This is a genomic window from Candidatus Viridilinea mediisalina, from assembly GCF_002532535.1.
GTDB lineage: Bacteria > Chloroflexota > Chloroflexia > Chloroflexales > Chloroflexaceae > Viridilinea > Viridilinea mediisalina.
Genome location: NZ_NQWI01000074.1, coordinates 1 through 23,872, shown reverse-complemented (window position 1 = coordinate 23,872; position 23,872 = coordinate 1). Strand labels below are relative to the sequence as shown.

Sequence of the window (23,872 nt, the reverse complement as noted above, 5' to 3'; positions counted from 1 at the left end):
CCACCGCCCGCGAATGACCCACCGCCCGCGAATGACCCACCGCCCGCGAATGACCCACCGCCCGCGAATGACCCACCGCCCGCGAATGACCCACCGCCCGCGAATGACCCACCGCCCACGAGTGACCCACCACCACTACCCCCCGGGCCTAGCCGTTAATTGAGTATTGTTCATGATTAGGGACGGTTCGAAAAAATATATCCCCCCCACCCACAGAGTTTCAAATTTGGTCGGCTGAGGCTCCCGAATACCTATTTGGATGCCGACTGAATTCGACGCTATGACTGTAAAAACCGAAGCGCGTTTCTGAAGCCGTCCCTAGTATGTTCTTTGGAGAGTCACAATGATCTTAAACCAGAGTCGCACCCTGTTCGCTTCGCTCGGCCTCAGCTTCGCCTTTGTTCTAGCCTTGCTGTTCTTCGGCGGTTGGGGCAATCCGCACCATGTTGCTGCCGTCCAAGGGCATGACCGACCAAGCCCGATGGTCAGCCATAGTCCAGCAGTTCCGGTTGTAGGTGATGAGTTGGTACTGACGTTGACGATCAGCAATCCACTCGTCACCGATCTCAACAACATCACCATCACCCAGATCCTCACGCCAGACCTAGGGATTACCAGCAGGATTACCTATAGTGGTTTGGTTGATGGCAGTTGCCACGCTGAAACATGGCTCTGTAGCGGAACGCTCATCAGCCAGACCAGTGCGATCATCACCGCGACCTATCTCGTGAGTGGGACGGGTGTTGTGGGCATGCCCATCTCCTACACCACCAGTATCACCAGTACCGATCTTGAGCATGCCCTTGCTGTTGACGCAGCAACTGCGGCGGTGGTCGGACCAAATCTGAGCAGCATAGGTGTCAATTATGGCCCCGGTGATCCAATCTACGTTGGTGATACCCTAGTGGTTACGATGACCCTAGAGCACCCTGGTGACAATGCGCTATCCGCTGTCGAACTCGCTACAGTTGTTACACCAACCCTTGAGTTGATCAGCATTACCACCACACCAGCACTTACGTGCAGCACATGGCCCTGTGAACTCACTCTCGTTAGCGGCACCACCACCATTACGAGCAGCTACCGCGTTGATGCGCCGGGGCTGATTGGCACGCCGATTAGCTACACTGCTCACCTGAGCCACACCGCACTGACCGAAACACTGACGACGACAAGCCGCCAGACCAATAGAGTCGCAAGGCCTGAGTTTAGGATCAGCGCCAACCTGCAGGCGAACGATCCCATAGCCCTTGGGGATCGGCTCGTACTTACAATGCAACTCGCCAATCCGGCGCAGGGGCCACTAACCGGGATCAGCTTGAGCCAAGTGCTCTCGCCCGAACTGCGCCTACTTGATCTAGAGGTGAATGAGGCGATTACTGGTTGCACAACCCAATTGCCCTGCAACAACGCTACTGTCATGAGCAATAGCACAGCGTTGGTTACAGCCACCTATTTCGTAGACAAGCTGGTAGACGCACCGATTACCCACAGTTCAATCCTGAGCATGAGCGCCCTGAGTGAGCCAATCAGCGTGAGCGGTAGCACTGGTCTCGTTGACCAAGCACGGATCTTCCTGCCCCTGGTGCGTAAGCCAGCCCCCGATATCTATGCTGATTGGGTGAGCCTAGAGCAGCCAGCAGCAGGTGCCTCTGTTAACTTCATCTATGTGAACCAAGCGCATGATCAATGCCATGGCCCAGTTGCTGAACAGCAGTTGCCGAATACCATTCTTGCTGCTACAAACACAGGCATCTACTCTCTGAGTGAGGCAAGCGCGATTGGTGAAGTAGGGAGTTGGCAGCAACTAACGGCTACCGCAACCCTCTCGGTTTCCCACATCATTAGTACGACTGTTGGCTATTTTGTTAGCAGTTTTAATGAAGGTAGTGTATGGCATAGCACTGATAATGGTGCTACATGGAACACTGAAAGCTTAACAGATAATCAATGGGTGTATTGGTTAGCCGAAGCTGAAGGACATATCTTGGCTGCTGGCGCAAATGGTCTCTTCATCCGTACTAGTGATGGCACATGGATACGCGAGTCAGCTATTGACGGATCTGTGTTTCGTGTAACGGCCAGTGGCAATACTGCCTATGCAGCAGAAATTGGTGCAACAAAAGACGTCATCTGGCGTAGCACTAGTGGTGGTGCAATAGGAAGTTGGGAGGCTATTAGTGCCACCCTGCCCGAACCTGTAGCCTTCATTCAGTCGCTTGACCTATATAGCGGTGACACCCCTGAATTGCTTGTCGGCACTGTGGATTATGGTATTTACCAACTAAGCGGCGATGAGCTTATCCCCTTTGCGATTAACCCTACTCTGCGCGTGCATGGAATCTGGCGCGACGTGCAGGGACGTGTTTATGCCAGTTACCGAGAAAATGGCATATGGAGCTTTCCAGCCGAAGGAGGCGAGGGTATACCATTGCATACACAACCTGATAATGCTTCATTTGGTGACCAATGGCTCTACTCCATTAACGGCAACGCAGGCAGCGAATGTGGCATCATCATGGCAGGGAGCCGCGAGGGCAATGTCTGGTTGCGGCGCATTCCCTAGACTTGCAGGATCGCGTGGGAGGGCCTGGCCCTTCCACGCACTGTCTATATTGTGTATGCCACCATACAATACCAATTCTGGTTGAACATTCCGTATGCTCAATGACCATCAAGCACATTGGGACACCATGTTCGGCTATCGGCTCTTGCGAGGATGCGTGAGGCGAAGAGGCGAAGGCTTCGCGTCCTCGCGTCCTCGCGTCCTCGCGTCCTCGCGTCCTCGCGTCCTCGCGTCCTCGCGTCCTCGCGTCCTCGCGTCCTCGCGTCCTCGCGTCCTCGCGTCCTCGCGTCCTCGCGTCCTCGCGTCCTCGCGTCCTCGCGTCCTCGCAAACTGTAACGTCGCCACGAACCATCCCTAAGGATAGCAAGCCATGAGTACAACCTCGTTCCGCGTCCATCTGAGTGAGCAGCACGTTGTAGACGAGGAGCTTGATGATGACAAGCCGGTCTACTTGGTGGTCAGTGGTCTGGTAAGTCACTATGGGTTGCCGACAGGCGAATACAGCTTGTTTGCCGGGCCACAGCGCCAGCGCATCAGTCGTGAATTACGGCTACGCGAGACCCCCTACGCCAATGGGGGCGACATCTACCTTGCGCTTGCGCGTTCGCCATGGTGGGCACCTCTGCCGGTTGTGAAGCCTGCGCCTAGTGCTGTCGGAGCCAAACGGCCTAAAACCTACAGCATGCCCTCACGGCCTAGCATCACCCCCAGGCATGCTTTGCTCGCGGTGTTGGCATTGCTGGCCATTAGTCTACTGCTTGGCATGATCTTCTGGCCCAGTTCTCCGTCCAGCGTAGCCTCAAATGGGCAGGCGGTCAGCTTGGTTGCGCCTACCACTGCCGTTACCGAACCAACGGCAACGTTACTACCAGCCAGCCCCACGCCCGATCTCGCAACACAAGTGCGCACGAACTACCAGAACGGAATGACTGCCTACGCAGCCGAAGATTGGGCTACAGCAGTCAGCTATTTTCAGCTTGTCTACAGCTATGATGCCAACTATAGCGAAGTACGTTCAAGCCTAGCGGCCTCCTACTACAACTGGGGGGTGTATCTACGCGACCGCAACGATGTGGGTGAAGCAAAAGCCCACTTCCAAGCAACCCTAGAGATTGATCCTAACCACAGTCTAGCCCAAGGCGAGCTAGAGAAGGCGAGCATCTTTCTGGAAGCGCAAGCTGCCGCAAGCAATGGCGATCATGGTGGGGCACTAGAGCGCTACCGCAGGGTCAATACGCTTCACGGCAGCGATTATGCTGGTGCAAATGCACAGATTTACGAAATGCTCATTGTTCAAGCCAATGTGCTACGGCAAGAGGGCGGCGCTGCGAACCTACGCCAAGCCTACAACCTTTATAGTGAAGCAGCCAACCTTGGCGTTGGCGATAGCAGCTATGCCCAACAGTCGATGCTTGAAGTACAGCAAATGTTACCAACCCCAACGCCTGTGCCAACGGCTGTCCCAACCCCACGCCCCACCGCAGTTCCAGAACCGGCCCGGCTCCGTTTTTCCGTCGCCAACTACAACGACGATCCGCACTGCATCTCCATCGGGATCAATGGTATAGTACCAGCAGGATGGTTCTTTGTCGTAGATGGCATGGGCCATGTCAGTGGACGCTTTGATGGTGGTGGCAACGCCCGAGCTTGTGGTCTAGGTTATGGCCAAGAAGTCACCCTAACCGTCTTTGACGGCAATGGGAGTCGCGTCCTTGGTGGTGGCGGAATCCCCTCACGCGGCAGCGCAATCATGGTCGCAACATGGCGTTAGAGGCTGTCTGTAGATCGTAGATTGCAGATTGCAGATTGCAGATTGCTACACATGGCGTCCCAATGAGCTTTAGCGTTATTTGATGATGCGGAATGTTCAACAGTCATTGGTGTCATTCACGCAAACAAACAGCTACCAGGAGGCCCCTAATGTCAGCAACCTACCATTGCCCGCAATGTGATCACCCGATCACTGCTGATGCACATTTTTGTTCGGGGTGTGGCGCGGATGTGTCTAAGTACCAACAGGCGCAGCAGCCCCAGGCGCAGTACCAGCAGCCCCAGGCGCAGTACCAGCAGCCCCAGGCGCAGTACCAGCAGCCCCAGGCGCAGTACCAGCAGCCCCAGGCGCAGTACCAGCAGCAGCAGCCACAGGCGTATGGCATGCAACCGACCTACGCCGGCACACGCGACGAACGCAATAATGCCATGTTCTGCCACCTATCTTCGCTGTTGGGCTATATCATTCCGTTTAGTCAATTCATTGTCATCTTGGTGATTTGGGCTAATCACAAAGATCGCTCGGAATACGTGCGCGAACACGCCACCGAGGCGCTCAACTATCAGTTGAGCTATTTGATTTACGCCTTTATCTCAGGTCTAGCGATCTTTTTTCTTATTGGTTTTCTGATGCTCTTAGTCCTTACCATTTTTGATATTGTCGTATCCATCACCGCCTCGATGAAGGCTAGCAATGGCGAGCGTTACCGCTATCCGTTCATTATCCGTTTTGTGAAGTAGCGAAAGTAATTGTCGTACTCAGCGTCTGTGCCGTTGCCCCGCCCCTAGCGCGGGCGTTGTGGTGAGTCTGGCGGCGGCGTCCCAATGGGCTTTAGCGTCCTTAATTAGGGTAATTGGCACTAGCGCAAAAGGAACGCAGTCACGCGGCTCTTGTCACCCTGAGCAGAGCTGAAGGCGCAGCAAAGGGTCTCTTGTGGTCACCACAAGAGACCCTTTGCTGTACTCAACATGACGGAGGCTACAGCGTTCCTTTTGCGCTAGTGCCTAATTATCCTTGAACATGCCGCATTAGCAAGAACGCCAAAGCCCATTGGGACGCCATGTTCTGCAATCTGCAATCTGCAATCTACAATCTACAATCTACAATCTGCAATGGCATAAGAACGGGCATGCTCTGTCCTACAAACATCCCCTAGCGTCCAGAGGTTGTCCCTCATTGAGGGTAACTGTGTCCTTGAGCAGCGCTGATTAGCGTTGTATCATAATGCCATAACAACGAACCACTCAACAGACCAACGAAGGAAGCAGAAAACAGACAAGGAGGCACTATAGATAGAAAACCTAAAAGCCGACTTCAATTCAGCAAGAATCACGTCAAGAAAGGAGCACGCCTAGCGACCCACAAACTTCCACATCAAGAACGCGAAAGCCCATTGGGACGCCATGTTCGGCAATCTGCAATCTACAATCTACAATCGTAAATGGTATAAGGAGCACGCCTAGCGACCCACAAACTTCCACTCCGCGACGTTGGACACGGTAGACCAAGAAAGGAGGACGCCTAGCGACCCACAAGCACACGTACCCAGCATAGCGCACATCCGCAAACATAACGGATATTGGGGGGCGACCCAAGCCCCCCAAGCCAACACAATGAGAAGGAGGTACAACCTACTATGGAACAAGTCATTATTGACCTGAGCATTCTCATCGGTGGGCTATGGATCGTCAGCCATGTCGTCAATACGATTGGACGCTTCCTGATTAGCCTCTTTGAGACCCTCGTCAAATTCGTCAGCGCTATTGTGGTTATCTATAGCCTCTTGTGGCTAGTAAACAACCTAGAGCTATTTATCCGTTATTGATGCCTACGAAATGCATACACAGAGCTAGGAACTATGGTACAGGAGCTACGCAATAGACACGGTTCTAGGAGTGAAACAATGGTCGGTACACGCAAGAACACCAGAGGCGCAGAAGGACGCAAGCAAGCATCATCTGCGCTTTTGGTTATACCTATTTTCTATTTTCTCATTTCTGTATCCTTACCTTTAGGGATAGGCTTCGGTAATCTTCTCAATCATCCGCGCCATCCGTTCAGCGCACTCAGCCCCAAAGACGCGGCGGATCGCAGGAGCGAGGATGTCCAGCGCCGCAAAGTAGTTAGCGCGGGTGCTACCGGCAATCAGGCGGGTGATTTGGACATAGCGGTTGGCGCTGAGGTCAATGGGAATGGCTGCTGACCACTCCTGAGCAATCTTGAATAGCAGATCTTCCTGTTGCCTTGACAGTTGAATAATGTTCCTTCCGATAACATCAGATCTATGTGCAGCAAGGGTCTCCTTCTCTAATTTATCTATAAGCGCAAATAATTCACATGAACGATCAATATTTAACCCATTCTTTGAATCTTCATCCAGTAATGCATCCTGATGTAAGATTGAGATTATATCAGGCTTATCATGACTAGTGATTTCATAGGGCTGAAGTGCAAGCCTCAGATAATACCGTTGCTCCTCAGAAGCTAGGCCAGCGATGTTTCCAAGTTGCTTTGCAAGATCTCTATAGAGATCGTAGAGTATAGGCAGTGATGTTACTTGGGTTGAATCGAGCCAAGCTTGTAGTTTCAGATAGTCACCAATTGATGTATAGCCACGAGCATATGCCAACGCACGTCCTGTTGACCATAGCTTACGGTATACAAGGTTCACAAGCAACTCAGGAGGCAATAGAGCAGCGAGCGATGTCTCCATCACGGCACAAGCGGTTACGGCCAGAACCTTGGCTCTGGGTTCGGGCAGTTGTTCAGCCACCTCACGGGCCTCACGGATGGTGGTGCGCACAACCTCCAGCGAATCTTCGCGCTCCTCAAGAGCCAATTTCCAAGCGTGATGGGCGAAAACCTCCTCCACATGGCCAAGTTCAACACTCCAGCGGGCCACATGGCGTAGGATATAACCAGGTAGTTGCTCAAGATTTGTAAGGTGGCTCTGGTAGCGCCGATAGAACATGCGCGGCAATCTTTCGGCATACTCACGCACAACAGGAGCATAACGATGACCACGCTCAGGGGTTTGGCGCAAATAATCACGGAACACCATACTTGTTAGGGTAAATTCCCCCTGTTCATTCACAATATGGTGTCCTAAGCTTTGATAGAGAATATTCAAGTCCTCAAAATCACAATGCAAAAACTGCCATACTTCTTCAAACGGCAATGGTATTGCTGCTACTGTTAGCAGACCAAGGAGACGACGCATTAATTGCAATAAACGTATTTGTAGATTAACATTTGATTTGCTATATTCAGCAATAATCCCCTCTATCATGTTCAATCTGTATTCCATCAATTGTTCAATATTCAAATTGAAAGGCACTTGTTGCAACAGGCTCAAGGCTTGATCACTATGTTGCACCATACAGCACAACTCATAGACCAGCAACGGCTTGCCTTGGGTTCGAGCATGAATTTCTCTTGCTATGCGATCGTGGGGGTGACTTAGGTGGAACGCATCTGTTAGGTTTTTAATATCTTCAAAAACGAGATTTTCTAATTGCAATGATGGTAATTTTTCTAATATACTATTGTTTTTTGATGATGTAATGATTACATGTGTATTTTTTAGATCAAATTCGGGTAATAATGTGTCAATTTTCTCCAGATCAAAAGGATGCATCTCTTGGAGATCATCAATAATAATACACAATGGATGCTCTGGACGAACGGTAGAAAGCCGAGATTCAACCCAATCCCAGATATTGGCGTACTGGGACAACCGGGTCGAACGCAGGGTAGCAATCTCTTGGTAGAGATGCCTCCACACCGCCGACCAGGGTTGGCGCGCCCCCCGACGGAAGTTAAATGCAACCACCGTAATTTTCTTCTTGGTGAATTCATCGGTGAGATAGCGCAGCAGCGCACTTTTCCCCATTTGGCGCTCGCCTACAACGAGATAGAGGCCCGGAGTTTGAAGGACGTGATCGCACCAACGCTTTGCATAAACAGGAGGTTGGTACTTCGCTTGCAACGTTTGATGCTGCTGGTTGTCAGGATTGTGCTTCATAGTTACCCTTATACCATATTACGATTGTAGATTGCAGATTGTAGATTGCAGATTGCCGAACATAGCGTCCCAATGGGCGTTAGCGTTCTTGATAATGCGGCATGTTCAAGGGTAATTGGTATTACCTTACAACAGGCTGTTGACTTAATTTTAACTATACTAGATCTTGCACATATTTGCAGTATCCATTCTTGGGATGTCTTTCGGCTATAATGTGGATGCACAAGGATCATTGTGATACGGTGAGGGTGTGTGAGGCGAAGTGGCGAAATCCCCGCATCCCCGCATCCCCGCATCCCCGCATCCCCGCATCATCAATTGCACAACAAGGCGGTAGCATATGCTCAATCTCACCGAATGGCTGAAACTGGTAGGGCTGGAAGGGGGCAACCCCTTTGCCTATAAACAGGCCGATGTTGAGCGCGAGTGGTTGCAGGCATGTTTTGTCGAACATCCCGCCTATAATGCCCTCGCTCTTGAACACCAACCGCGCAGCAGCATCCTCCACGCCGCCCGCGGTGCGGGCAAGACCAGTGCGTGCATGATGTATGAGCAGCTTTGTCTTGAAGAATTGCCTACCCGGCGTGACCTTGTTGTTCACTTTGATGACTGGATAACACTGCTTGATTATCAAGAGCAATCGCTAGAGCAACAGGTAGCCGGTTACCTTGAAAATCTCTTTCGCCACGTAGCCAATCAGCTTGGGCTCATCGTGTGGCAGGCGGAGTGGCTGCGTCCCGCGAGCGACCCCTCACTCCAAGCGTTTCTCGCTTGGTTCTGCCGCACCTATGGCGATGAGTTGACCGATGGGCAGTTGGCTGATCTTTTGGCGAGTGGACGCCTCTTCAGTTCAGAGTTGGCTGCTCATGATCCTCCGGTCGTGCGTCAGCGCAGCCCACACAACCAGCTCACATGGCTGCTCAGAGCGCTCCATGCGACGGGCTGGCGTACCCTGATTGTGCTGGTTGACCGTGTAGACGAAGTGGCATTGAGCGTTGATGATGCTGCTCAGGGTGCAAATCTGTTGCTACCGTTTGTGGGCAACCTCCCACTCATGGAGCAGCAGGGGCTCGTCTTTAAGTTCTTTGTGCCCAGCGAGGTGGTGAAGGTGCTGCGTGAGCGCAAGCAACTGCGCGATGATCGCTTGCGCTGCGACCATCTGGACTGGGCGCAGCCCCAGATGCTACGCCAAATTCTCCAGAATCGCCTGCGTCACTTTAGCGGTGGGCGGATCGATAGCCTTGCCGCACTCGCTGCCCCAGAGCTACGCGATATTGATGACCAATTGGTACTTACAGCCCAAAGCTCGCCGCGTAGGCTCTTGCTGCTTGGCGAAACCCTGCTACAGACACGAGCCGCCGATGCGAGCAGTGGTGACCTGCTGATTCGGCCCATTCACCTTGAGCAGACGCTTCTGCACCAACTCACAATCCCCCAACTTAGCCCGACACTCCCTCTAGTTTCAGTCGCTCCATCGCTCACACCATCCGATCCAGTGGCATGCAACATTCCTCGCCTGCAGATGCGCCCTGATGGTCGTGTCTTGCGGGGCAATCAGGAAATCCCCGATTCGACCAAACTATCTCGCTTGCAACGGGGCTGTTTACGTTACCTATTGAGCAAGGCTGGGACAATATGCCACTATAATGAGCTAGGACGCGAGATTTGGTATGATGAGACAATGGGTGAGGAGAATATTCGGAAAGTCTTGAGTCGTCTCATGGATTTTATCAATGACGGGGACACCAAAATTAATTATATTGAGCGGCAAAGTGGAGGAGCCTACATTTTACAACATGCCGATCTATTGCCCCTTGATCAAGAACCCCTTTTGAAGAGCATCCTTGGACATAAAGCACCGCGTGGTGAGTGATCACACACGGGTATGGCTTATACCAGTTACGAGTGATGAGTGGCGAGTGACAAGCAGGGTATACCTCATTGCAATGCGGTCTGACGTAATCTGCTATGCGGCCTGTTCAATGGTAATTGGTATTAGTTGTAATCTGTTCAGATCCCTGCAATAACTATGCTGCATCTTGGCAATGCTGTCACGTCGTCCGCTGATGTCCCTATAATGGCTGTACTACGTCCTTGCAATTCTGTCACTTCTCTGATAGGCTTCTATCTGAAGGAGGGTTTGGGAGGGTGCTAGGCACTCGCCCAAATCCACCAACTGGCGATGAGTATGCATAGCTTGGGGGGCGGAGGCAGCGCTTTCGCCCCTCAAGTATACGCATTGTTGGGAATGGTTATCGCGCAAAGCTGTGACGCGGGAGTGCGCACATGCCAAGTACACTCTTTGTTAATCGAGAGCAGGATATCGCTACACTTGACGGTCTACTCAACATTATTGATCGCCCCAGCATTGATCGTCCCACAGATGGCAACTACCTTGACAAGTGTGTCGTCAATGTCTATGGTGCCCCAGGGATAGGTAAGTCCGCACTGTTACATAAGTTGAGACATAACTGGCAAGCAGAGACCAGAAGTATCTTTTTTATTGATCTACACGAAAAAGGATTTCAAGCAGAAACCACTCAACAAAAAGTTCGCTTCTGTCAACAAATACTTACCCAGTTCCCAGACGCTGATGAGCCGCGTGTTACCGCCTTGCAACAACAACTCATCCAGATTGATACGCAGCATGATGAGCGTCTAGACACCTTAGGGGAAGAGTTGGTAGCACTGATGAAGCAGCGCAAAGAGCAACGGATTATTCTGTTGCTCATTGATGCATGCGAGCAGGCGTCGGATGCCTTCTTTGCTTGGCTGGAGCGAAGGATTATTTTGCCCATTATTCATGATCCCCAGAAACAACAGACACGCGCCCTCTGTCTGATGTCCAGCCAACTGCTCTTGCGCTGGCGCCAGCATAACGTGCGTCGCAGGGTGACGGTGCTATCACTTGCGCCCCTCTCTGCTGAGGCAACGACCAAATTGATTGATTACACCCTCAATGGTCAACCAGCAGATGGGTCTGACGCCCCCTTCAACCCGGAACCAGCAATCTCTGCGTTGGGTCAACAGCTCTACAGTTTGACCTTTGGCCATCCCTTGGCAACCCATGCGGCATTGGAGCATCTGGATCTGCAGAAGCAACCAGAAGAGTTGAACCAGTGGATCGAGCAGCATAGACTGGGCGTTAGCCGCGAGATTGTACAGCGCCTGCGTAAGCATGCCACGCGCTCACTCCCGGCCTTTCAAGCTCAACCACGCTCTGCACCTCAGACGGCGGCATGGGAGGGTTGGCAAATTCTTGAGGCCCTCTCTATTCTCCGCGAGTTTGAAGTCAACTCGATGCGTGTGGTACTCAGTGCCTACAATGACACCTACCGCGATACGAGCCAGTCCATGTTGCTGATCTACATTCGCGAGTTGCTTGAAACCCGCTTCGCCATCTGGAACTCCGAGCTACGTGCGTATCAGGTCGCTGCCTCCATCCGACGTATCATTGCCCATCACCTAGCTATTCATAATGAGCAACTCTATGTAAATCTACGAACACAAGCTAAACTCTACTATCAACAACAAATTAAGACGGTGATGAATAACCGCCATGTCTATCTGCTTGAATATTTTTTCCAAAGCCTTAGTCAACCAGAAACAGTGGCGATCAGCCTTGAAGATGTCCAACAGGATTTAGCGTATTTCTTGCAACGCTACTACGCTCTACGCGATGATACGCTCCAACAGTTGTTGCGGGCGTTTGCTGCTGATCATGAGCTATCAGAGATCGTAGCTCAACGTAGATGGGATCCAGCGCTCTTCACTAAAGCCGTGCAAGAGTTTCAAGACGCAGCCTAATCAATCTCTACGCTTGAATTAACTCTAGCGTTTAGAAATATTCACTAGCAATTGCTCACTACACATGCTATAGTAGTGGAGTATTTGCTATGCACTTGCGTAGAGAGCTAGTAAGACGAGGCACACCGTCGCACAGGGGGGCACTATGAGTGACCCAGGCAACTCACCCCATGCTCTGCCCGAGCGCTCCAAAACGCTCTTTGGGCGTGATCCGCTGCTTGAACGTTTGCGCCAGTTGCTCAAGGCCCATACCCAAGTTTCTGAGGTGATCTTAATTGAGGGGCCTGGCGGCACTGGCAAGACGGTCATGCTTCAAGCGCTTGAGTCCGATCTACGTGCAGCCAAGCCCCGTGTTTTTCTGCCGATCTACGACTTCTACCATATTGATAACTTCCGTGCTAGTGCGATCGAAGAGGCGATCAGCGTTGCCCTGCGGGTTGAGCATCCTGAGCTTACTGATGCCTTTGCTACCTACGATGCAGCCCGCGCTGATCTCGCCCGTTCGCGCATCACCGGCGATGCGTTCCAAGCGGCCCAGCGGGCGGTGCGGGCTGCTTTTGTTGCCAGCTATAACCATGCGGTTGAACAACTGGCTTTGCCCTATCGTATTGTTCTGCTCTTTGATACGCTCGAGCAAGCAGTGGTCTTGAGTGATGGTGCCGATCAGGTGCTAGGGGTGAGCGAGAACGATGCAAGTGCCGGTGGTGAACATTGGCTGCGCGAGAGCCTGCCGCAACTTAAGGGTACGCTCACGATCTTGGGCGGGCGTAGCCATACCCTCTATGGTGCGCCGGTTGGTCTGTATGATGCGTTAGCAGCAAAACTTCCCGTGCAGCACGAGGCCATTAGGGGCCTCGATTTTGCGGCGACTCAGGCGTTGGCCCGCGATATGTTGGCCGATGCGGTTGCTAAAGATTCGCCTGATCGCAATCTGGCGCTGCAACTTGACCTTGATGATCAGGTGAAACTGCTCACCTGGCACCTCATCTCGGAGGGCATGCCCTTCTGGGTGGCGCTGCTCTTTACCCTGGAATTCATTGGTCAGGAGCCCAATAGTCCCCTGACTGAATTTCAGGAGCAGGTGGCTGCGGCTGGGCCCAAGTCTAATGGGCTAACCATGGCTGAGTTGGCGCAGCGAGCCCACTCCATTCGTGAGCATGTCTTTGCCAGCCTCACCAACCAGATCACGCTCGCCTCTAGCCCGCTGATTGTTGCCATCCAATGCATGGCCAGTATCCGTAAGGGTCTCACTGCCGATCTGCTCAAGGCTGTGCTTGAGGCCCTTGAGGTTCAGGCCGATGCCACGCAACTCTTTGAGCAGTTGAGCCGCCTCGTGATCGTGAAGCGACGGCGTAGCCAAATCTATACTAGGCGGGGAACCAAGCCCAACAACCCGCGTGACCGCGAGATGCAACTCTTTCTGCACGATGAGATGTACGCTTGGCTCGATAAGCATCCCCCGGCGAGCGATCACCTGCGTGGTGCCGTGAGCGAGGCGGTGCTGGCATGGTACAAAAAGGTGATTGCTGAGACTGAAGAGCAGCGCATCGAAGCGGTTGAAATACTGCTCACCCTCCCAGAGAGCGACCAAAGGGGCCGTGCGCGCCAGAGCGCGCTGCGCGACGACGCTATCCGCCGCCGCCACCAACTGGAGCGCGACCTGCTCGGCTATGCCTATGAAGCGCAGCAGGGTGATCGCGGGCGGGCGGCGGCGCTGTTTAATCTGTTGATGCTCCAAGCCATCGTTGCTCATGAATCGGGGCATGGGACGGCACTGCACCAAGAGGCGCTACGCAACATTCTGCGCCAAAACACCCGGCCCAGCCTCGCCGCCGAGTTAGAATTTGCGGCTCATTGGCTGCTACGCGCTGCGGTGCAGAATGAGGATTGGCATGAGTGTGATCGTCTCACACCGTTGATCGAGCAACACTACCACCATGCACTGCGGCAGGGTAGTGGGCTTGAGGTCGCGCTGCTGCAGCTTGCCTTGGCTATTGCCCCGCTCTTCAGAGGGATTGGCACACGCCCCGAGGATCGTTCTAAGATCTTGGCAATTTTAGAACGGGGCGAAGCTGCCCTGGATCATACGATGGCAGACGCGGGCAGTGCGGAGGAGCAGCGTTGGGCTATACTCCTGCGTGCGCGCTTGCTCAACTTTCGTGGGTACCTGCATCGCCTCAACTATGAGCTTGCCGACGCAATTGATGCCTACCAGCGCTCGGCACAATTGGTGCGTAGTGACCAAACACTAGCCCCACAGCTACGGGCTACAACCCTACGCAACCTCGCCTTTGCACTCTCTGAGGATGGTGATGGGATCGAGGCGAAACGCATTGGACTTGCCGCGCTCAAAATACACCAACTCCATGGTTCGACACAGGAAGTTGCGCTAGATCGCAGCACCTTGACACTTGTTGAGATCCGCTTAGGCGGTGCTGAGCGTGCACTACGCTATGCCCATGCATCGGTGTATGCCATACGCCAACTTCGCAGTTCCCGTGCTCTCACCCTAACCTTAACAGCTCTTGCCGATGCGTATCGTAAAACCGCAGAGCAGATCGAGGATAACATTCCAGAGCAGGATGCACTCTTTACCGAGAGTTTAGCTGTGCTTGCTCAGTTTGAGCAGATACTGCAAGAGAGTGATGGTGACCGACAGAACGTTGAGCGCTGGTGCAGGCTCTTCCAGAGTCGTGGTGGCGTCTACCGCAGTTGGGGCCGTGCCCGCAGTCGGCGGCACCACAAGTTGCTACCCCAAGACGAGGCGCAGATGCACGCCGATTTCGCGCGGGCGCGTGAGAACTTAGAAGCGGCGCTGCGGGTAGCCAAAGCGCCACTGCCTGATCTGCATAAACTAGCGCAGGTTGAACTGAACCCTGCGGCCCGCCACCCCCCCTTGGTGCTGGCCGATCTCTACGAGGATCTGGCAGCGGTCTATGTCAATGAGGATGTCTACGACGAGCGGCTTTATGCCTATCTGCGCTATGCCGAAGCACAGGCACCAGAGTATCAGATCATTCCAGGTTTTGGTGTGCCCGTCTTGGAGAAACCAATCCGCGCTTTTTGGCGCGAACTGGGGCAGTGTGAATTGCAGCGTATGATCGCGGCCTTTGGCCAATTTGGCCAGGGTAGTTATCGCTTCAATCCGCTTGATGCCTCGCGTACTCATGTACATGCTGCTGGTCACGAACCGTTTTTGCACGATGCGGCCTATCATCTTGTACGCATGATGGCCTACCTGATCGGCTACAATTCCGCATCGAGAATGGTGGGATTGGCGCAGGCGCTAACCCTACGCGAGATGCTGAGAGGAAATGGATTGACGGCAGCGCAACTTGATCTGATCGATCTTACTGCCTATCAGGTGGCTGAAGACTATAATCTGCTCTATAGCGAGAGTTTTAGGATTGTGCAGACGGTGATCCGGCGCGCTCGTCAGAATCTAGGCTACGATCTCTGAGCATGATGCCAAGTCAACCCAGGAAAGTTGGCCCCCCCATGACCCAGGATGCGCAGATATTTCCCGACCCCGCCGATGCGATTGGACAGCATGAGGCTCAGATGTTGATTGAGCAGGCGATCCGCTCCTTCGCCTCGCCCAGTGCGGTCTACCATATTATTGGTGAGGGAGGGATCGGGAAGTCACACCTGCTACGCTCAGCGTTCCAGTTGATAACGGAGCGCAAAGCAGGTCTGCGTCTGCCTGTGGAGACCGGGATTATTGATCTGGCTCACACCAGTTACCAGCACCCGCTCTGGCTCATGGACACCTTGGCCCGACGGGTTAGCCGTACCTTGGTTGGTGAGGCTGAACGGGTACCTCTCTTTGACCGTTTTGATCAGCAGGTGCAACTCTATATTCGCACCCAGAGTGCTAAAGCGCAGAGTGGCGAGAGTCTGAGTCAGGTGCGAGCGGCCTTTTTAGAGGACTACCAGCGTGTGGCGCAGGCACAGCCACTTATGCTGCTCATAGATACCTTTGAACGGCTCGATCCCCGCCTCTTGCCGCTCGAAAACTACAACTTCCGGCGCATGAATCGCCTTGAGCGCTGGCTGGTTGATCTGATCAATGATCTCGATCAGACCCTGACCCTGATTGCGGGCCGTGTGCGCCCCCACCAGGCGCGTCTGATTGATCAGCAAATTGGTGCGAAACTGGTGCGCCGTCTCGTGCTGCAACCCTTTAGCCCCGCCGAGACCCAGGCGTTTATGGAGCGCCATGGTACCCAGCAGTACGACCAGGCGTGGTACGAGCGCATGTATGCAATCTCCGGTGGCCACCCGGTGCGCCTGATTGTAGCCATCGAGATTGGGCGTGATGTCGGCTTTGATCCTGAACATCTGCCCCCTTCGCTACAAGCCGACGAACCAGCCGATATGCAGCAGTTGGGTAGGGACTTCTCGGCCACATGCATCCAGACGCTCCAAGAGCGTGATCTGGCTATGGCCCAACTGATTGAACAGGCCACCTTTTTACGCAAGGGCCTCTATGAAGGCTTGCTTCAGTATATCGCGCAGTGCGAAGGCGATAGCGAAAGGGCTGCGGCCATCCCATCCATGCTCAAGCGGCTTAAGCAGATGGCCTTTGTGAAGGTCTCCGGTGATAAGATTGCCACGCTTCACGACGATGTCTATGACATGCTTTGGGAACACAGTAACCCGACGAGTGTTGATCGCTGGTATGGCCACACGATTGCCTATCTGCAGCAAGAGATCGAGCGCATCAATAGCGCAATTGAGCGCGAAGGCTTGAGCATCGAACGCCTAACCCGCCTGCGTACACTGCAGATTGATCGCCTCTACTACCAACTTGCGCGTGTCCCCACCCTGCCAGGCTACCAAGACTACAATGAACTGGTTCATAGCTCGATCATCGGCCACGATGAGGAGTTTGATATTCAGTTGCAGGAGGATTTTGCGCGCTTCTTTGATGAACGCACAACGCTTGGGCGGAGTTATCAGCAACAACTGCGCTTGCATGGGCTGACATGGGAGCGGATACTCTTTGACGAAGCGGTACGCTGGGTCTTTCGGCGGATTCACAACTATACCGCCGAGGGGGATCAGAACCAGCGCGCATTGGAGTTGGCCGATCAGGTGGCTCAGGATTTTGCCCAGATCCTTGAGCAGGATCAACTGGCTGGGGGCATGCTTGAAGTTGCCCGTCTTGAAGCACTTGGCTTGCTCTGGAGTGCAATGACTCAGGCTGAGGAATTACGGCAGCGTTACGCTACGGTGACCGCTACTCTGCGTATGATCGTTGAGCAGCCAATTGATGATGAGCAACCAATTACCCGCCATATTCAACAACAGGCGCGCTTCTTTCTGGCCTATGCACTGAACAACTGGGGTTACTTGGAGCGGGTCAATGAGCGCCTCAAGAGCGCAACGACATGCTATCGTGAAGCGATTGGCCTCTACAAAGCACTTGGCCCCGAGACGGCACCGCTACGGGCTACAACCTTGAACAACTTGGGCTTTGCCTTGGCCTCCCAGGGTGAACTCGATCTTGGACTACACTATGCCCAACGGGCCGCCCAACTGCATCGTCTGGGTGGCCACGCCTACCGTGAGGCTGCGACTCAACAGACGATGGCGCTGATTTGTATGGATCTCGATGATCTACCCGCTGTGGATCTGCACCTCCGTCGCGCTAAAGCGCTCTTTAGTGACTTCCCCGGAACCAGGTTGGCATCCATCTTTGATCGTGTTATGGGGGATTATCTATCCATCCTCGCTTGGCGCATACGAGCGGATGTTGATCGCAGTGAGGCACGCTTTCAAGAGGCCATTGAGTCCTATCAGGCGGCGCTCAACTTTTTTGCCTCACGCCAAGGTGAGCGTGAGCGTCTAGCTACGATCTACAAGGGACTTGGCTGTGCCTACCGTGATCGCGGCTATGCGCGTAGCTTGCGTGGTGAAGCGGGGGCCGCCGATCTGGAAGAGGGGCACAAGCATTTAGCCACGGCACTTGACTACTGTCCCAAAGGCTTGCCCCTGCAGGTCGATCTCATGGAGGATATTGCGGTCTCGTACATTCACGAGCGCCGCTTTGCCGAAGCCTATGAGCAACTTCAGCAGGCTGCGGCTGCGATTCCGCCGGAGTACGCCATTGATGCTCCGCGTCGTGTGACGAAGCACGCCGAGAGTGGTATGGATTATGAACAGCCCCAATTCTGGCTGCAGCGTGCCCAGGTCAATTTTCAGTTGGCAATCTGTGCGCTGGAGCAGGATAATCTCCCGGAGGCGGGGGATCGCTTCCTCCGCGCCTTCACGGCACTCAATCGCTTCTCGCCCAACATTCCACAGCATCACAATAATTTCCGTAGGCTGACCCGCGACCACACCGCTGCATTACGCAGCCCCGCTCGGATCAAGGAACTGCGCCAAGCCACTTACCTGCGCTCGCAGCGCCTGCAGGCGCGTGAGGCCTTCTTTGAGTTGAACCGCATTTTTCTTGAGGCGGAGGAGATTGCGGAGTTGTTGGATTGAGGAGGATGCGGAGAGGCGGGGATGCGGAGAGGCGAGGAGGCGGGGAGGCGGGGATGCGGGGAGGCGGTGAGGCGGAGACGCGGTGAGGCGGAGACGCGGAAACGCGAAGACGCGAAGACGCGGAGACGCGGTCGGCTGAGGTCTTTGGAAGCGATGGGAAGCCGACTAAAGTCGGCACTACGATGACCACCCATAGTATTTGAGAGGTTTTGCCCCCATGGCCCATGTCATCGTCGCCAGCGACGAGCTACTCTGTACGACGCCGAATGATTGTGGTTGCGCTGAGTATCGGCGGCCACCTGATCAGCCGTGGCGTCCGCTGGTGAATGATTGTGGCTTCTGGGATGCGCAGGAGGCGCGACGGCAGCCGGTGGTCGCTTATGACCAATTGGTGGCCCATCCGTTGCTGCAGATGTTGCCGCTGACACAGGATTACAAGCTCGCTTTTGTGCCTTCGTATGGCCATGTGGCGCTCTTGGATGCTGAGGCTGCTGCGTTGGTGGCGCGGTTGCCGTTGGGCCAGGGGGCGCTGCATGATGCTGAGGCTGCCGCTTTGCAGCAGTTGGCCCAGGCGGGGCTGGTGGGTGTCACGCCAACGCCCCACATTCCGCCGCCCCCCGCGCCGACGACGCTGGTGGCGTGGCTCCATCTGACGAGCGCCTGTAATCTGCGCTGTGGCTATTGCTATGTGGCGCAGTCCAATGTGGCGATGACGCCCGCGACGGCGCATCGGGCGGTGGATGCGGTGTTGGCTGCTGCTCTGCGCCACGGCTACCGCAGTGTGCTACTGAAGTATGGCGGCGGTGAGCCGCTGTTGCAGTTGCCCCTGCTGCTGGAGGTGCAGCGGCGAGCGCAGGCCGCCGCGCAGGCGCAGGGCGTGCAGCTTGCCGGGGCGGTCTTGAGCAATGGGGTGCTGCTCGATGCGGCGGCGGCAACGCAGTTGGCGGAGGCTGGCTTGAGCCTGATGGTTTCGCTGGATGGCCCGCCTGCACTGCACGATGCCCAACGCCCCACCGCTGGTGGTAAGCCCTCCTTTGACGCGGCGCTACGTGGACTGCACGTGGCGCGCCGCGCTGGCGTCGCGGTCAATGTGGGCATCACCGTGACGGCGGCGAACATTGCGGCGCTACCGGAGTTTGTGGCACTGCTCTTGGCTGAGGAGTTGCCCTTTAGCTTGAGCCTCTACCGTGAGGCACAGGGAGGCACAGGCTTGGCGGCTGAGGCCGAGGCGATCATTGCTGGCATGCGCCGCGTCTACGCGGTCATTGCGGCCCAGCCGCCGCGTTGGAGCCTGCTGGGGGCGCTGTTGGATCGTACCCACGCAGGGGTGGCCTATCAGCGCAGTTGCGCTGCGGGCGAACACTACATGGTGATTGACCCCCAAGGACAGGTGGCGCGCTGCCAGATGAGCCTCGATGAGCCGTTGAGCAGCATTACTGCCGCCGATCCGCTGGGCGACATCCGCCGCAGCCAGCGTGGTGCCTACAGTATTCCGGTGGATAGCAAAGAGGATTGCCGAGGATGTGGCTGGCGCTACTGGTGTGGCGGCGGCTGTCCAGTGGCCACCTATCGCGCCACGGGTTGCCACAACGCCCCCTCGCCCCACTGCGCGATCTACCAAGCGCTGCTGCCCGAGCTGCTGTGCCTCGAGGGACAGCGCATACTCTATTGGCAGGGTTATACCAATTACTCTTGAATATGCCGCATCATCAAGAACGCGAAAGCCCAGTGAGACGCCATGTTCGGCAATCTGCAATCAACATTACCGTTTGCTCTCCGACGGAGTGCCGACTTTAGTCGGCTGAGGTCGCAGGCAGCCATTGGATGCCGACTAAAGTCGGCACTCCAATGGTAAAGCTGAAAGGCTGTTTCTGAAACCGTCCCTTATATATGGTGAGCAATGCCCTGCATGGCCGCTGCTGTGCCCCTACAGATTCTATGGAGGTGATATGCTCGTTGACTTCTTCCCCCTTGCCCTCCCAAGCTCGTTCCGGAGTCCATTATGCACATCCCCCAGCGCTTTGGCGATAACCCGATAACCCAAGAGCATGATGATCACCTGCAACGTTCGGTGGTCTGCAAGCGTTTGGCGGAGTTGCTCTGCAAAGATCAACTCGATCTGCCGCTGACCCTGGGCGTCTATGGCGATTGGGGCAGCGGGAAGACGAGTATGCTCCATCTGATCCAGCGCCATTTGGACGCGAATGCCAAGACGCTCACCATCTGGTTTAATGCATGGGCCTACGCCCAACAGCAGGATGCGCTCTGGCGGGCGTTGTTGTTGGCAATTATTGCGCGCTTTCGTGCCCAAGATTTTCAGCAAAAACTGCTTGATCAGGAGACACTAGAAGCCCTGCTCACAAAACAAAAACAGAAGAGCAGCACACTGCGCAAAGAGTTAAATAGACAGCTTGAACAACTCGAAACAAGCCTCTACCGCAGCAAGAGCTACCGGCAGCAAGAGGGTGTTGATCTCAACTACCAAGCGGTTATGCTTCTCGCAGTGCGTGCAGTGGCACGTATGCTGCCCCTTGTAGGGACTGAGGCTGCAAAGAGCCTAGAAAAGCTCTTTGCGGAAGGCCAAGATGTCAAAGATCTCTTCGATGTGTTGAGCGTACGCGAACGCGAAGAGCTACGGGAACATGTGCAATCGATTGAGCAGTTTAAGCTTGGTTTTCAACAACTTATTCAGCGTTTTATCAATCAAACGAACAAACGCCTCGTAATCTTTATTGATGACCTGGATCGTTGTCTGCCAGAGCAGGCAATTAGCGTACTAGAATCGATCAAGATCTTTTTTGATAGCAACGATGGCACACCAATGCCGTGCATCTTTGTCTTGGGCATGGATCGGCGCATTATCGAAGATGGCCTAAAGCTACGCTACCATACCATTGGTGAAGGACTGGTTGATGCACGGAGTTATTTGGACAAAATTATCCAGATTCCCTTTAGTATTCCCCCGCTTGAAGAGAAGCAAATCAAAGATTTTGCCGAGCAATGGTGTAAAAATACTCCCGATTTGATGGTATGTACCACACTCATCACCAAAGGGGTTGCGGCCAACCCGCGCAGTGTGAAGCGTACGCTAAATATTTTGGCCTTGATGTATACGTTGCGCCAAGCCTCTGGACAGAGCGTTGATGCAGTTGCGTTGCAGCGACTCACCAAGCTAATCATCATCCAGACCAGTTACGATGAGGTCTACCACAACATCGTCCAAGACACCGAGCTCTTGCGCCAGCTTGAGTTAGCGAGCCATGGGGCGGCGAGTAGCAGCTACACCACTGAGACTGGGCCGATTCTGGAACGTTACCAGCGGCTAGCAGAGATGCTACGGCTTAAGCCACAGCTACCGAATAATGCTCAGGAAGCACGTAAGGTGATCGAGAATCTGCTCTACTCGGTGCCACTGAACCAAGATTGACAGTCAAGCGTCGCCCGTGGTAGACTGCCACTTACGATTGTAGATTGCAGATTGCAGATTGCCGAACATGGCGTCCCAATGGGCTTTCGCATTTTTGATCATGCGGCATGTTCAAGGGTAATTAGTCTAAGCCCCCGTAGCTCAGAGGATAGAGCAGCAGTTTCCTAAACTGCGTGTCAGCCGTTCGAGTCGGCTCGGGGGCGCCAGATAGCAATGCGGTAGACGGCCCTTGGCCTGCGGGCTGAGGGCCGTTGTGGTAGGTGCGGGATGGAATGGGGGATGGAAGAGCATGAGTTGGCCTTGCAGAGATAGCCATGCTCATTCCAATCCGCCGCATTGATACTCCGCTCCTCGGCTTGATTCTCCTTATGGCGCGTGAGTACCGCCGCCAAATCTGCGGAGAAGGGAAAAGATTTAGGGAAGCGGATGTTGTTGATTGCCCCGTTGCGTTGCCACCCTGAGCGAAGGTTCGTAGGAACGTTCCTGTTTGCGCCGTAGGTAGTGCCGACGTTAGTCGGCTTCTCATCGCTGGCAAAGACCTCAGCCGACTAAGGGAAGAGGGTGTTGTTGATTGCCCCATTGCTTTGCTACCCTGAGAGGCCGTAGGTAGTGCCGACTTTAGTCGGCTTCCCATCGCTGCCAAAGAACTCAGCCGACTAAAGTCGGCACTACGATGCCCGCCCATGGACTATTCAGCATGACAGGCTGCTGGGATACGTAACAATTTCTGCTTCCCTTACGTCGGCACTACGATGCCCGCCCATGGACTATTCAGCATGACAGGCTGCTGGGATACTTGAAAATTTCTGCTTCCCTTACATACACCGACTCACATCATGGCCCCGCTGCCGCATCGTGATCCTGAGTGATGTGTCGCGCACCGCGCTGTTGCTGCCCTGAGATCGTGCCCTAGCCTTAGCATTCTCTGTTGGCTCTCGGCGGTGTTTTGAGACCAATTGGTCTCAAGCATGCTGCCTTCGGAAAGGGCTGCGTTCTGGTAGAATCGGTGCGGTATCTCTGGTGTCGCTGTTCTATGGATGAAGCACGGCATGAATGACGCTGAACTTGTTGTTTTGATCGAAGAACTCCGCTCCTTAACCTTGAGGTGGGGCGAAGAGGTGGCGCGGGGTGCGTTGGCCAAGCAAGCGAACTTGACTCCTGCCCAACGCGCCCATGTCGAGGCGCAGGTCTTTGCAGGTGGAGCAACCATAGGTGATCTGCATATAGGCGATGCCGCCCAGCGCGATCTCCTCAAGGGCCAGACTGACGTAAGTGGCACGCTGCAAGGACTCGCAGCGGGGGCGATTACCGCAAGCACCATCCAGATCTTTTTTGGCGGTAAGCCTGGGGAGGATGGGGCCAAGCTGTTGGCGGCCTACCTCACGAGCCTCTTGGACGATTGCCAGCGTCTGCGCCTCAACCGTCTCACTGGCATGCGGCAGAGCGGCAAGGAGCAGCCGACGCAAGCGGATAGTAATAGTAGCCTGCGTCTCCAAGATGTCTTTACCAGTCTCACCAGCGACGGCCCGCCCCATGTGCGGCGCACGATCCAGGCCCGCGTCGAGCGGGTACGGCGCTTTCTGAAGCGTCTCGCCAAAGCCCAACGCTCGCCGGAGGATGTCGCGCCAGAGCGGGTGATCACGGTGGAAGTTGCCGCAATAGAACGCAAAGAGATGCAGCAACGGGGGAGCGGTGATGCCCTGCCCTTCGACAAGCTCAGGGGCCGCTTGCCGAAGGGGGTAGGGGGTGAGGGCCATCCATCGCATCCCAATGCCATATCGGAGG

General features: G+C 54.5%; 12 protein-coding genes and 1 tRNA gene. 12 read left to right on the top strand and 1 reads right to left on the bottom strand.

Annotated elements, in window-relative coordinates:
* The first annotated feature begins 343 nt into the window (after nt 1-343).
* The 4 genes from CJ255_RS14650 to CJ255_RS14635 all read left to right on the top strand — a co-directional run bounded on the left by CJ255_RS14650 (nt 344) and on the right by CJ255_RS14635 (nt 6,162).
* Nucleotides 344-2,566, top strand: a complete 2,223-nt coding sequence (locus tag CJ255_RS14650; protein ID WP_097644846.1) for a hypothetical protein — start codon at nt 344-346, stop codon at nt 2,564-2,566.
* Nucleotides 2,567-2,936: 370 nt separating this feature from the next.
* On the top strand, nt 2,937-4,337 hold the full coding sequence (locus CJ255_RS14645; RefSeq protein WP_097644845.1) for a tetratricopeptide repeat protein: 1,401 nt from the start codon (nt 2,937-2,939) through the stop codon (nt 4,335-4,337).
* Nucleotides 4,338-4,567: 230 nt separating this feature from the next.
* Nucleotides 4,568-5,077, top strand: coding sequence for a DUF4870 domain-containing protein (locus CJ255_RS14640; RefSeq protein ID WP_217352448.1), 510 nt, complete (start codon nt 4,568-4,570; stop codon nt 5,075-5,077).
* An 896-nt stretch (nt 5,078-5,973) separates the two neighbouring features.
* Nucleotides 5,974-6,162, top strand: coding sequence for a hypothetical protein (locus CJ255_RS14635; RefSeq protein ID WP_097644843.1), 189 nt, complete (start codon nt 5,974-5,976; stop codon nt 6,160-6,162).
* A gap of 186 nt (nt 6,163-6,348) precedes the next feature.
* On the opposite strand, the gene CJ255_RS14630 is transcribed toward CJ255_RS14635, so the two are convergent.
* Nucleotides 6,349-8,361, bottom strand: coding sequence for an ATP-binding protein (locus CJ255_RS14630; protein ID WP_097644842.1), 2,013 nt, complete (start codon nt 8,359-8,361; stop codon nt 6,349-6,351).
* A gap of 340 nt (nt 8,362-8,701) precedes the next feature.
* On the opposite strand from CJ255_RS14630, the gene CJ255_RS14625 reads away from it, so the two are divergent.
* The 8 genes from CJ255_RS14625 to CJ255_RS14590 form a co-directional block, all read left to right on the top strand.
* Nucleotides 8,702-10,234 (top strand): winged helix-turn-helix domain-containing protein, encoded by a 1,533-nt coding sequence (locus CJ255_RS14625; RefSeq protein ID WP_097644841.1) that lies wholly within the window; start codon nt 8,702-8,704, stop codon nt 10,232-10,234.
* 413 nt (nt 10,235-10,647) lie between these two features.
* On the top strand, nt 10,648-12,168 hold the full coding sequence (locus CJ255_RS14620; protein ID WP_097644840.1) for an ATP-binding protein: 1,521 nt from the start codon (nt 10,648-10,650) through the stop codon (nt 12,166-12,168).
* A gap of 145 nt (nt 12,169-12,313) precedes the next feature.
* Nucleotides 12,314-15,628: an ATP-binding protein gene (locus CJ255_RS14615; RefSeq protein ID WP_097644839.1), complete on the top strand. Its 3,315-nt coding sequence runs from the start codon at nt 12,314-12,316 to the stop codon at nt 15,626-15,628.
* A gap of 38 nt (nt 15,629-15,666) precedes the next feature.
* Nucleotides 15,667-18,660, top strand: a complete 2,994-nt coding sequence (locus tag CJ255_RS14610) for an AAA family ATPase (RefSeq protein ID WP_165774724.1) — start codon at nt 15,667-15,669, stop codon at nt 18,658-18,660.
* A 217-nt stretch (nt 18,661-18,877) separates the two neighbouring features.
* Nucleotides 18,878-20,356 (top strand): radical SAM/SPASM domain-containing protein, encoded by a 1,479-nt coding sequence (locus CJ255_RS14605; RefSeq protein WP_097644837.1) that lies wholly within the window; start codon nt 18,878-18,880, stop codon nt 20,354-20,356.
* Between the two features lie 306 nt (nt 20,357-20,662).
* The gene (locus CJ255_RS14600) at nt 20,663-22,087 is read left to right on the top strand and encodes a KAP family P-loop NTPase fold protein (protein WP_097644836.1); all 1,425 of its coding nucleotides are present in this window, start codon (nt 20,663-20,665) and stop codon (nt 22,085-22,087) included.
* Nucleotides 22,088-22,217: 130 nt separating this feature from the next.
* Nucleotides 22,218-22,293: transfer RNA gene (locus CJ255_RS14595), tRNA-Arg, on the top strand.
* Between the two features lie 843 nt (nt 22,294-23,136).
* A partial coding sequence (locus CJ255_RS14590; RefSeq protein WP_133117009.1) for a hypothetical protein occupies nt 23,137-23,872 on the top strand: 736 nt, incomplete at its 3' end.